Source organism: Microcoleus sp. LAD1_D5, from assembly GCF_036702115.1.
In the GTDB taxonomy this organism is placed as follows: Bacteria; Cyanobacteriota; Cyanobacteriia; order Cyanobacteriales; family Microcoleaceae; genus Microcoleus.
The window spans coordinates 196,720-209,023 of record NZ_JAUBSA010000002.1; the positions used below are offsets into that span (position 1 = coordinate 196,720).

Below are 12,304 nucleotides of genomic sequence, written 5' to 3' on the forward strand. Positions count from 1 at the left end.
TATTGGTTCATTTGGTTAAAATTTCGTGGATGGCGGTTTTTGCTTTGACGGATTTGGAAACCTCAGTTTGGTTCGCCAATTCAAAGGTACGCAAGCCTTCTAGCATTTGTTTGGCGGCCTTCCTCAGCTTTTGATTCCGACTTGTCCGTTGAACTTCCTCAAGCAAAACTGGCAGGGGTCTGCCGATTGAGAAGCACAGTTGGTCGGGATTGAAGGGTTGTTTTTTCATGCTGTGGCTCCACAAAGGCCTGTCTTGACCTATTATAGTGTTTATGTTGTTCATGTTGACCAATTTAGCCAACAAATATACTTTAGACCCTGTTGAAGATAAAGTCAAGATAGATTACAATTTTTCCATGATAAGGGACTACAGCCGTGAGCGAGACGTTTGGCAAGCTGATTCGTCAAGCCCGTAAGGACAAGGAATATAGCCAGCGCGAGCTGGCAAAGTTGATCGGTGTGGATTATACCTACCTATCCAAACTGGAAAACGACCACGCTGGGTATCCTCCCAGTGAGGATGTCATTGAGGCGTTAGCACGTCATTTGGGTTTGACCGATCGTACAGATGACCTCAAACGCCTAGCAGGTAGGATTACACCAGATGATGCCAAAGTTTTTGAGGATCTGGTCAAAAAGTACAGGCAAATGCCTGCGTTGCTGCGCCGGATGCGGGATGAGCCAGAATTTGCACAACAATTACTGCGCGAAACCACACAATTAGAAGGTGAGGAGAGGAAGAGTTGAAAGTAATCAACCAGTATCAAATATTTTCAAAACAGGAAATTGAGCTTCGTGCGATGGATGTTCTTGCGCGCGTCAATAAAAAGCGCAAGCGTCCTCTAAAATGGCCTATTGATGCTGGTCATGTTGCTGAAGCTTTAGGATTGGATATGGATTGTGGCTACATACCTCCTGATGAAAAAGGGGCGATTGCTGCCATGATTCTACCTACTGAACGTAAAATTATAATGAACGAAAAGAGTCTGGAACTGCCTAAAGGTTTTGAAGAATCTTCAATAGCTCACGAAATAGGACATTGGGAGCTTCACATAGATCAAAAAGCGGTTTATCGTTTAGAAGAAGAGCAAAAGCGTGGTGTTGAGAGCGCCGTAGAGCCGTTTTTATGTCGCAGTATTAGCAGTCAGCAAGGGATAGAATGGCAAGCACAGTATTTTGCTAGTTGTTTGCTGATGCCCAGCTTTAAGCTAGAAGAAGTACGAAGAGGACGCGATCTAACCAACTGGAAACATCTTTATGCAATGCGAGATGAACTTGGCGTAACAATATCCAATCTGATAAATCGTCTGCAAGACCTTCGCTGGATTTACATTCGCAAGGGTTCTAAGCAAATCTATCTTGGTGATACACGAACAAATGGGTAGAAAAGTTTGTTTTAGTGAATTGCGATCGCCTACCTCTCTCATCCCAAATCCAAAAGTGCGATCGCCCTTTTCTTTCCCAAGTGCGAATGTTCATGGATTTGTCTTGAGGTTTTTGTAGTGTAACTCTGCTAACTGCTCTTAACGTTAAGTTTTAACGCTTATCGTATCTGAAGCTTCTATCGGCTATGGATTTGAGGGTTTTAGTAAGTGTTAAATTGTTTGCACAAGTGATATATTTTTGATTTGTAACCGCAGATGAACGCGGATAAACGCGGATGAAGGAAAGATAAATTTAGTATAAGTTAAGTGGCGATCGCCCTGCACCTCAACAGCACAAAATCACTCTTTTGTCAACACAAAGACACTTCCTTCATTCCCGCGCCCGATCCGCAAATCCTTATCTAAATAAGTAATATCCAACCATCCCTGCTGTTCGCGACTATCGAACCCGAAATCTACAGCAGCGAACTTTTTACCAGACTCAATCTCATTGATAAACTTGACTGGAGATTCATAGCCAATCAACCTGCTTAAACCGAAAATTGACCGCTCAAACTTCACCTGCACTCGCTGTTCCGAAGTCGCCTCAAATGTCGCAGCCACGCTGACAATTCCTTCTAAGTAAGGCAAGCCGTAAAGTTCGGCAATGTTGTAAATTTTAGATTCTTTGATGCGGATAGATTGATAAATTGAACCCAATTTCACCAAGGGAAAACCGTCAAGATTCAGCAGGGCGCGGCTGGTGGTGTATAATAACCGCCAATCTCCATTTAAAAGCTCTCCAGCTTCGACAGGGCGTGTTGTGGGGTTGTAATCTTCCAATTGGGCGATCGCACTTAAAATCGCTTGTTTGTCGCTTGGAGTCGCTAGCAAACCGCGATTCTTACCAGCAATTATCTCTAATAGTGCAGATTTTCTAAGCATGATTTTTTAAGAAGGAATAACGAAGGGGGAAGAAGGAAGAGGGAACTTGTTATTTGTAATAAGCTGTCGGGCATTTTGCGTTGTATTTTTCGGGCGGGCGGGCCGCCCAGCCCACAATAATTTTATCAAACTAGACTGTAAAATTTCGAGGCGCCTGGGCTTAACCAATCACCAATAACTAATGATTAATTACTAATCACTAAGATATCAAATTTCACCAAATAAAGCAGAGTCCGATATAGGTATGCTAATTCTTGCTCGTTTTTCACGTAGCGTTTGATAACTTCCCCCACACTGACAGTACCTTCTTGCTTAATTGTATCCAATATTTCCCTCTGAATGCTAACAGATATTCTCCTATCGTCACCAAAACTGGTAAACCAAATTGTCTGTACCTGCTTTAAAAGTTCTGGTGTGGCGATCGCACCCAGACTCAGCATCATCTCATTGCTTAAACTTCTAGTCGCATAATTACCCAATACCCGAAACGGATCGTCGCCTAGGGGATAAGGCGGCTTCCCAGGTTTTAAAGGTGCTGACTCCGGTGCCGCAAGGCGAATTTCTGCTAATTCCCGCCACAATTGTTCGTAAGCAGCAATTACTACTTTCCAATCATAAATTTCCCTCGCCCTTTGTCTGGCATTTTCCCCCATCCGCTTTCTCAATTCGGGGTTTTCAATTAATTGGCACAACGCCAGGGTGCAAGCATCAATGTCAACTGCTGTGGCGAGGGAAGTGTGACCCATGTAAGTCGGCCAATTTAAGCTGCCGTCAAGATAATTTAGGGCTAAATCTAAACAAGATTCCGGGGGCGGAATGAGTGTGGGAATGCGGAAGCCGTCTATTTCGTGGCGTACAGATTCTTTGTATCCGTTCCAATCCGAGACTATGGCCGGCAGTCCGTTCGCCATAGCTTCTATTGGTGTTAGTCCGAAGGATTCTTGAATGTTGTCGGACAGCGAAATGAAAATGTCGGCCGCCGACCAAATATTTATTCTAATTTCCGGCTGTCTCCCATCTAAAAAAATAGCATTCACTGAGGGACAAAATATTGGCGCGCTATTTTTAAAGTCGGGTTCTTCTCTCGGATCTTCTATCCAACCGGCTTGAATTAAGTGAATTTTGGCTTTTGTCTGTTGTGCGGCCCGTTCTAGGGCGATGTACATCGGTACCGGATGAGCTTTTGCAGAAAAAGTCAATCGACCGACAAATAACACAATAATATCTTCCGGAGAAATGCCGAGTTCTTGTCGCAGTTTGCGGCGACTATTAACTGCTTCCACACCCTGCGGAAACGCCCTGCAATCCACTCCTAGGGGAATAACGGGGAATTTGACCAAAATTTCCGGTTTACCGCCGTTCCGCTGGGCTAAATATTCAGACCACTCCCTCATAACTCCTTCTACTGCTGTTTTCACGGCTGCAGAGGTGCAGATCAGGGCGTCCCAAGGCTGCATGGGTGCGGTTATCAAATCGCCGATCGCCCCCATGATGTATTTTGTACCGATCGTGTGAGTAACGCCGCAAACGCTGTAGGCCCGCTGATCGACAAATCTGCGCGCCCAAACCATCTGCGACAAAACCGGATCGGGTCGGTAAATTGTGCCCGGTTGAGATAGCAAATCCGGTCGTTCCATCGGAATCCAGCGGACTTTCCGAGGTGTTTGCAGCCAAGGTTGGATGTGCGAACAAAACTCCTTAAAGGTTGTTGCGCTATCGGCGCAACAGTATAGAGAGTCAGCGGTTCCGTGTTGGACTAAGCTTTTGAGAAACCCTTCTCCGGCTGAATGACGCCCCAGAAGTTTTTGCCCTCCGGTGTGGTAACCCTCTTTGTTGTATAAAACCGCTGCCGTTATATCCATTCTGAGATTTATTGCTTGAGAGTTGACTGAAGAAGCCAGAAAGCATTCGGGATAAGGCTTTGATGAAAAATCAGGAGACTATTCTGAATCCACCCCTTGGCGTTAGGCAAGCTTGCAGAATATGATCGCGGCGTGTCCCGCGATATCTTAAAGACGATCGTCTCAGATTACAATGCTTAGGGCTAAAGAAGGATTGGCAAGAGCGGATTTTAGTGTTATCCTGAGGCCCATGCTTGGGGGCGATCGCCTTTTGGGTCTCCCATCTTATCCGATCCGGAACCAAACAGTGCCTGTGGTATAATGCTTTAGCCTTGCTAAATGCCCGATTTGCAAGTGCTTGATCAAAGCAGCAGTCCGTCGGCAAAACGTTACCTCTACTCGATCGCGTCTTTGTCTTTAAAAACCGATAATCATGTACAACCCATCTCTGCGTCAAATTCCTCGCCACTTACCTGCGGATGTAATTCCATTAAAGCAGCAATCTTCTCTTTTAGACTGGTTGGAATCTAACAATCGCCTGTTAGCAAGGGATGTCCAAGAACCCGACTATCTGCACGAAGAAGAAATTTCTGAACTTATGGCAGTTGACGACAGTCCTTACGATGATTTAGAAGAGGAAGTAGAAGAGGATGTGAGTGTAGGCGAAGAATAACTGGGACAAGGGTGAAGGAATCAACAGGAAACAGGGAAAAAAACTAATAGATTTCTCAATCTTCTGTATCGCACCCTATTCCCCCATTGTCAATTGCTTATTCTCAAATAGTGTGTGGTGAGGAGTGTTATGGATAACTTTGTGGATGAGAAAATCCCTTTTAGTCTGCCTTTCAAACTTACAGGCAAGAATTTATTCCTGCTGCTGGGTTTGGGACTCGGCATTGTAGCGATCGGTTTAGATGTAGTAGCGGGTAGACTTTTAAATACGCCTGCATCCCTATTTATGCCGCTAGCTGTTTGTGCAGTAGTTGCATCGGTTTTGGGCTATGCAGTTGTGCCCGTACTTCAGCAACTAAAAGCAGGACAAATAATTCGCGAAGACGGCCCCCAAGCCCATTTGAAAAAAGCGGGAACGCCGACAATGGGAGGCATATTTTTTATACCTGCAGGGGTAGCAGTCGCTTTACTTTGGTCTAAGTTTAACTCAGATGTTGTTGCCGTATCGGCTTTAACTTTAGCTTACGGTTTCATTGGCTGGATTGATGACTGGCAAATTCTGCGACGTAAGTCGAACAAAGGTATTTCACCTCGGATGAAATTGGCTTTGCAAATAAGTTTTGCTGCTCTATTTTGTCTGTGGCTGATGTTTCATCAACCTGCAATTTCTACGAATGTTGCTTTGCCTTTCGGTTGGGTATTGCCCTTAGGTTTGCTGTTCTGGCCACTGGCGGGTTTTGTGCTAGTTGCCGAAAGCAATGCTACTAATCTTACCGATGGTGTTGACGGGTTGATGGGCGGTTTGGGCGCGATCGCACTTTTGGGATTGGGCGCATCTGTAGCCTCAACTTCGCCAGAATTAATGATATTTTGCGCTTGCATCAGCGGCAGTTGTTTCGGTTTCTTAGCTCACAACCGCAATCCAGCCAAGGTGTTTATGGGCGATACAGGTGCTTTAGCTTTGGGCGGTGCGTTGGGTGCGGTAGCTTTATTAACAAATAGCCTTTGGATATTATTAATTATCAGCGGGATTTTCTTTATTGAAACGCTGTCAGTAATTGCTCAAGTAGGTTATTACAAAGCTACAAAAGGGCCTGATGGAATCGGCAAGCGTCTGTTAAGAATGGCTCCACTGCACCATCATTTAGAGTTGTGCGGCTGGTTGGAAACTCAGGTTGTTGGCATTTTTTATTTAACAAACGGGGTGTTAGTGTTAATGATTTTGATGTTGGCTAGCAACAGTTGAGAACTGATGGGGTGACGAATTGCACAGGGGATGTAAGAGATATTTTCTACTATTTCAAAGAAACAGGCAAGATGCCTGTTCCACAACTGGATTCAGTTCTTGTGGAACAGGCATCTTGCCTGTTTAAGGCTCGGAACTTATAATTTCGAGAATTGATATCCCCAGTTAATGCAATGGAACTTAATAACGCTTTTTAACTATTTGAAGAACCGCGAAGACGCTTATAGGACAAAGGAAGAACTACATTTGCTTATTTATCTTCCTTCGCGTCCTTCGCGCCTTCGCGGTTCGTTTAATCTGACTCAATATTAGTTATGCTATCGTTTACGGTTGTTTGTGAATGACTAAAACGTTTTTACCGGAGGTTTCGGTGATTGTGCCTGTTTACAACGGCGAGATGGATTTGCCGGAGTTGATCGAGTGCCTGCGATCGCAAACTTATCCGATCGACAGTGTAGAATATCTCTTAGTAGACAATAACAGTCGCGATCGCACTTCAACCATCCTCCAAACAGCAGCCTCTAACCCGCCCTCAGTCCCCCCTTTGGTAAGGGGAGGAAGCAATTTCAATCAAATAACCATTCGCCACCTCACCGAAAATCAGATTCAAAGTTCCTACGCCGCCCGCAATCAAGGAATTCGCGCATCCACAGGCGAAATCATTGCATTTACCGATGCAGACTGTCGCCCGGAATCTGACTGGCTGGAAAATTTAGTTAAGCCATTCGTTGACTTAGAAATAGGAATTAGCGCTGGGGAAATACTCGCATTGCCCGGTAAAACTATCTTAGAACAACACGCCGATCGCCAAAATACTTTATCTCAAAAACATACTCTCGCTCACCCTTTTTGTCCCTACGGTCAAACCGCCAACTTAGCTGTACGGAGGCTAGTTTTACAACAAATAGGATTATTTCGCCCTTACCTCACCAGTGGCGGCGATGCTGACTTGTGCTGGCGGATTTTGCGGGAAACATCCTATAAAATGTATTTTGCCGAAAATGCGATCGTCCGACATCGCCACCGTTCTACAATAAAACAGTTGCAAAGTCAATGGTATCGCTACGGCGAATCTAATAAATACTTGCACGAACTCCACGGTGTCGATTTGATGCGAGAATTGACAGCACAGGAATATTTTTATCGGCTGGCTAGATGGCTGTTCAAAGAATTTCCGGTTGCTGCTGCCAAAAGTGCGATCGGCAGAGCCGAGCTGGTAGACTTGTTCAATACGCCGATCGGTCTTTTGAATGTTAGGGCAAGGGCGATCGGGCAGCGCCAAGCCAAACTTCCCGAATCAGCTTGGGACATTGAGCGGTTTTAATATTTTACAACATAAGCCTTTCAAGGGCGGGCTCTCCGGCCCAACCCCTACTCCCCACAAAAAAATTGAACTGTTGTGGCACAGTCATCTTGCCTGTTCCTCAAAATCGTGCAAGATGTGCGATCGACAAAGATTCGTTTGTCTACAATCCGCGCCTATAAATACCTATAAGTGCAGTTTATTGGTGCATATAGATATGCTGAATTAGAAATATGAAAATTTAACGTAATCCTTAATATAAAATTAATAAGTCGATTCTGATGCGCTCGGTTTGACGACGGCAAGGAAATCAGAGGCAAACCCCAAAATTTTCTTTACTTCTGCCTTCGGGCTTTCCACTGCTGTTGTCAGCGCGATCGGAATAATTCTCAGAATTTTAAATTTTTGTAACCTTTACAGGTAATGCCAATGGCTCAAATCTTACTCCAGACCGTTTGGTTTATACCTTGCTATCCACTCATCGGCGGAGTTCTGTCAATGCTGTGGTTTCCGGCAGTTACCCGCCGCACGGGGCCCAGACCATCCGGTTACGTAAACGCCATATTAACCTTCTTCGCTTTCGCCCACGGCGTCATCGCCCTGACAGCTATCTGGAACCAACCGGCGAAACACCAGTTCATTCCCTGGCTGAATGTAGCAGGTTTAGACTTAACCATTCCCGTAGAAATCTCTGCTGTCACCGTCGGCGCGACAGTTTTGATTACCGGACTGAACTTGCTGGCGCAGATTTATGCTTTCGGTTACATGGAAATGGACTGGGGCTGGGCTCGGTTCTTTTCCCTGATGGGGCTGTTTGAAGCGGGGATGTGCGGGTTGGTACTGTGCAATTCCCTGTTCTTCAGCTACATGATTTTGGAAGTTCTGACTTTGGGCACTTACCTGCTAGTCGGGCTGTGGTTCAATCAGTCTTTGGTGGTGACAGGAGCCCGCGACGCTTTCTTAACAAAGCGGGTGGGCGATTTATTCCTGCTGATGGGAGTAGTCGCCATTCTGCCGCTGGCTGGAACTTGGAATTTTGACGAGTTGGCTGTTTGGGCAGAGACTGCAAAGCTTGACCCCACTGTAGCGACACTGCTGACTTTAGCTTTGATTGCCGGTCCGATGGGTAAGTGCGCTCAGTTTCCCTTGCACCTGTGGCTGGATGAGGCGATGGAAGGCCCGCTGCCGGCGACGATTTTGCGGAACACCGTAGTTGTGGAAACTGGTGCTTGGATTTTGATTAAGTTGCAGCCAGTGATTGCTTTGTCGCCGATGGGGATGACGACAACTATTATTGTAGGCGCTGCGACGGCGGTTGGTGCTTCATTAATTGCGATCGCCCAAATTGACATCAAGCGCACGCTTTCTTATATAGTCAGCTCTTACATGGGCTTAGTATTTATCGCCGTCGGCACCGGACAAGCCCAAACAGCCCTGACATTGATATTTGCCTACACCTTGGCAATGGGTTTGCTGGTGATGAGCATCGGTTCGGTAGTTTGGAACAGCATCACTCAGGATGTCCGAGCTCTCGGCGGTTTGTGGGGAAAGCGGCCGATATCGGCCATATCGTTTATTGTCGGTAGCGCTGGATTGGTGGGACTGCCGCCCTTCGGCTGTTTCTGGGCTTTAGAAGACTTCACATCCGGGCTTTGGGAAACTCACCCTTTCTTGTTAGGAATAGTGCTGTTTGTAAACGGCGTCACTGCTTTTGGCTTGGTGCGTGTCTTCGGTTTAGTTTTTGGCGGCAAACCAAAGCAAATGACCGAACGTTCGCCAGAAGTTCACTGGCCTTTTATCTTGCCGATGACTGTTTTAATGGGCTTTACTTTGCACGTTCCCCACTTGCTGGCGACGTGGCAGTTATTGCCTGGGGCAAGTTTGAATTATACCGCAAGTGGACTGCTAGTTTTGTCAACGGCGATCGGCATCGGTGCAGGAGCATTTGTTTACCTGAACGAGAAATGGGAAAAACCGGTGCGAATTGGTTCTCAAGCCCTGCAAGACTTTTTTGCCTACGACTTTTACACCGCCCAACTTTACCGAGTGACAGTGATATTTGCAGTTGGTTTGGTTTCGCAAATCATCTCCTGGGTCGATCGCAATATTGTGGACGGATTCGTGAACTTAATCGGTTTTGCAACAGTTTTCGGCGGGCAAAGCCTCAAATACAACGTTAACGGTCAAACTCAGTTTTACGCCTTGACAATTCTGTTCGGAGTAGCACTTTTGGGACTCCTCATAAGCTGGCCTTTGCTAGCTCGCCTGTCGCTGATTGTGGGCGGGTAAAGAAATATAAGCTTGAAGATTTTAGGTGACAGTTTTAATCTAAAATCTTAAAAACATGAAGTCTTGAACAAAGATTTCAAACTAGATACAACAAGGCAAAATCAATGAACCAAAATCACAGACAATTCAATCTTTCCCGCCGCAATTCGCTGAAATTTGTCGCCGGAGCCATTGGTACAGGAATACTCGCAGCACGAGCAGGCGCTGATTTGGCTGCACCCGAACCAGTAATTGCTCAAAATGACTCGACTCCCGAGGCAGCTCTGCAAAAATTAATGGACGGCAACCAGCGGTTTGTTGACAAAAAACGCCAAAGTCCAAACCAAGACTTACCCCGCCTTCTCGAAGTTGCCGTAGCTCAAAAACCCTTTGCTGCTATTCTCGGCTGTGCAGATTCCCGCTTTCCTTCGGAAATTATCTTCGATCAAGGATTGGGAGATTTATTTGTCTGTCGCGTGGCCGGAAATGTTGCTACTCCCGAAGAAATTGGCAGCCTGGAATTTGGCACGCTGGTATTGGGAGCAAAAGTGCTTGTGGTAATCGGGCATAAACGGTGCGGTGCGGTAGACGCAACCCTTAAAGGAGCTCAAGTTCCCGGTCAGATTGGCAGTTTGCTCGACGCGATTAAGCCTGCTGTAGAAAGCTCGAAAAACCAAACGGGCGACAAGCTAGAAAATGCTTCAAAAGCCAATGTTGTGCTCCAAGCTAACAAGTTGAAAGCCTCTCCAGTTATCTCTAAGTTAATTGCGGAGAATAAACTGAAAGTTGTTGGTGGGTATTACGATTTAGACACGGGAAGAGTCACTATTCTTTCTGAGTCGTGATGCAATTGGGAATTGATAATTGGGAAAAAGTTTAACATTTAAACTCTCAAATTATCAAAGACAAGAGGCTGCAAAATAGATTGTTCACTCTTCACTCTTCACTTCACACATTATGCTTAGTGCCTTGCTCTGGTTGCCCGCGTTGGGCGCTGCGGTAGTCGGGTTCCTGCCCGGAAATATCAATGGGATGCGTCTGCGTTCAATAGCCTCGGCTTTTGCGGCAGCTATTTTCATTTTGAATATCTGGCTGTTGACTCAATTCGATCCAGCCAATTCGGGACTGCAATTTCAAGAATATTTGCCTTGGATTCCACAATTAGGTTTGAGCTACAACTTGGGCATTGACGGTTTGTCCTTGCCGCTACTGGTTTTAAGTGCTTTGCTGACGCTATTAGTCATTTACGGCACTGGCGAAAAGATGGATCGCCCCCAGCTTTACTACGCTTTGATTTTGCTAATCAATGCTGGTATTGCCGGAGCTTTGATGTCTCAAAATTTGCTGTTGTTTGTACTGTTTTACGAAGTAGAATTAATTCCTTTTTACCTGTTGATTGCGATTTGGGGCGGAAAGCAGCGGGAATACGCTGCCATGAAGTTTTTGATCTACACGGCAGTTTCGGGACTTTTAGTGCTGGCAGCATTTTTGGGTGTGGCTTGGTTGAGCGGTTCTTTAAATTTCGATTACAGTGCGATTACCACTCAAGAATTGCCGAGAAATGTGCAGTTAATCCTGCTAACAATTTTGCTAATTGGGTTGGGAATTAAAATTCCCTTGGTGCCGCTGCATACTTGGCTGCCGGATGCTTACGTCGAAGCTTCGCCAGCAACAGCAATTTTGCTGGGAGGGATTCTGGCGAAGTTGGGAACTTACGGTTTAGTGCGGTTCGGCTTGCAGATGTTTCCCGAAACTTGGTCGATTATAGCTCCCGCTTTAGCGATTATCGGGACTGTGAGCGTGATGTACGGGGCTTTGAGCGCGATCGCCCAAAAAGATATCAAGCGCATGGTAGCCTATAGTTCGATCGGCCACATGGGCTACATCCTCGTTGCCTGCGCGGCGGGTACGAAGCTGGCATTAATCGGTGCTGTCGGGCAAATGGTAAGCCACGGCTTAATTTTAGCTTTGCTGTTTTATTTGGTAGGCATCATCGAAACCAAAGTTGGCACGCGGGATTTGGACGTGCTCAACGGTTTGATGAACCCGATGCGGGGTTTACCCACTGCTAGTTCCCTCTTAGTTTTGGGCGGCATGGCAAGCGCCGGAATTCCCGGTTTGGTGGGTTTTATTGCCGAATTCTTAGTGTTTCAAGGCAGTTTCTCGATCTTTCCCATTCCAACTTTACTCTGCATTTTAGCCTCTGGTTTAACAGCAGTTTACTTTGTGATTTTGCTCAACCGCACCTGTTTTGGGAAGTTGGACAACGCCACGGCTTACTATCCTCCAGTTACGTTTGGCGAAAATATGCCGGCGCTGGTTTTGGCCGGTATCATTTTTGTTTTGGGAATTCAACCTGCTTGGTTGCTGAAGTGGAGCGAATCGACTACAAATGCGATAGTTGCCACTCTTCCGACTGACAGAAATGCCCAAGTTGCTATTAGTTATCTCGTTGAGAATTCGGCGATAAAAATCGCTTCTACACAAACGAAGTCCGCCAGGGAATGAATTCCACGGGGCTTATAGCGAAAGTCCTCGCTATGAGGACTAATGAGTTTTCTAGTCCTCATAGCGAGGACTTTCGCTTTGAGGCAGGGGTTGAAACCCCGGCCGGACTTCTGGACTATCGGTTTTACGTTAAGTTCTCACCAATAGGCAGAGCCGG

Annotated in this window: 11 protein-coding genes; 8 read left to right on the forward strand and 3 right to left on the reverse strand. The window is 46.1% G+C overall.

Translation table 11 applies throughout. The features are described from left to right. Positions 1-7 precede the first annotated feature (7 nt). Positions 8-229, reverse strand: coding sequence for a hypothetical protein (locus tag QUA70_RS01910; RefSeq protein ID WP_333344895.1), 222 nt, complete (start codon positions 227-229; stop codon positions 8-10). A gap of 146 nt (positions 230-375) precedes the next feature. Between QUA70_RS01910 and QUA70_RS01915 the strand changes: the two genes are divergently transcribed. Then, positions 376-747 (forward strand): helix-turn-helix transcriptional regulator, encoded by a 372-nt coding sequence (locus QUA70_RS01915; protein ID WP_333344897.1) that lies wholly within the window; start codon positions 376-378, stop codon positions 745-747. Further along, complete coding sequence (locus QUA70_RS01920; protein ID WP_333344899.1) at positions 744-1,385, forward strand: ImmA/IrrE family metallo-endopeptidase; 642 nt, start codon at positions 744-746, stop codon at positions 1,383-1,385. Before QUA70_RS01915 ends, QUA70_RS01920 begins: the two co-directional genes overlap by 4 nt. Positions 1,386-1,724: 339 nt before the next feature. On the opposite strand, the gene QUA70_RS01925 is transcribed toward QUA70_RS01920, so the two are convergent. Both QUA70_RS01925 and QUA70_RS01930 read right to left on the reverse strand, forming a co-directional pair. After that, a complete protein-coding gene (locus tag QUA70_RS01925; protein ID WP_333344900.1) occupies positions 1,725-2,309 on the reverse strand; it encodes a PAP/fibrillin family protein in 585 nt (194 codons plus the stop codon). Positions 2,310-2,494: 185 nt separating this feature from the next. Beyond that, the gene (locus QUA70_RS01930; protein ID WP_333344902.1) at positions 2,495-4,171 is read right to left on the reverse strand and encodes a glycosyltransferase family 4 protein; all 1,677 of its coding nucleotides are present in this window, start codon (positions 4,169-4,171) and stop codon (positions 2,495-2,497) included. 412 nt (positions 4,172-4,583) lie between these two features. On the opposite strand from QUA70_RS01930, the gene QUA70_RS01935 reads away from it, so the two are divergent. The 6 genes from QUA70_RS01935 to QUA70_RS01960 all read left to right on the forward strand — a co-directional run bounded on the left by QUA70_RS01935 (position 4,584) and on the right by QUA70_RS01960 (position 12,147). Then, a complete protein-coding gene (locus QUA70_RS01935; protein ID WP_006631296.1) occupies positions 4,584-4,823 on the forward strand; it encodes a DUF3134 domain-containing protein in 240 nt (79 codons plus the stop codon). Between the two features lie 129 nt (positions 4,824-4,952). Further along, positions 4,953-6,068: a phospho-N-acetylmuramoyl-pentapeptide-transferase gene (gene mraY / locus QUA70_RS01940; RefSeq protein ID WP_333330947.1), complete on the forward strand. Its 1,116-nt coding sequence runs from the start codon at positions 4,953-4,955 to the stop codon at positions 6,066-6,068. Between the two features lie 340 nt (positions 6,069-6,408). Continuing rightward, positions 6,409-7,392: a glycosyltransferase gene (locus QUA70_RS01945; RefSeq protein WP_333330950.1), complete on the forward strand. Its 984-nt coding sequence runs from the start codon at positions 6,409-6,411 to the stop codon at positions 7,390-7,392. Between the two features lie 408 nt (positions 7,393-7,800). After that, positions 7,801-9,660 carry an NAD(P)H-quinone oxidoreductase subunit F gene (locus tag QUA70_RS01950; RefSeq protein ID WP_333344904.1) on the forward strand — a complete coding sequence of 620 codons (1,860 nt, stop codon included), beginning with the start codon at positions 7,801-7,803 and terminating at the stop codon, positions 9,658-9,660. A 104-nt stretch (positions 9,661-9,764) separates the two neighbouring features. After that, positions 9,765-10,484, forward strand: a complete 720-nt coding sequence (locus tag QUA70_RS01955; protein ID WP_333344906.1) for a carbonic anhydrase — start codon at positions 9,765-9,767, stop codon at positions 10,482-10,484. Positions 10,485-10,596: 112 nt separating this feature from the next. Further along, positions 10,597-12,147 carry an NADH-quinone oxidoreductase subunit M gene (locus QUA70_RS01960; protein ID WP_333344907.1) on the forward strand — a complete coding sequence of 517 codons (1,551 nt, stop codon included), beginning with the start codon at positions 10,597-10,599 and terminating at the stop codon, positions 12,145-12,147. The last annotated feature ends 157 nt before the right edge of the window (positions 12,148-12,304 follow it).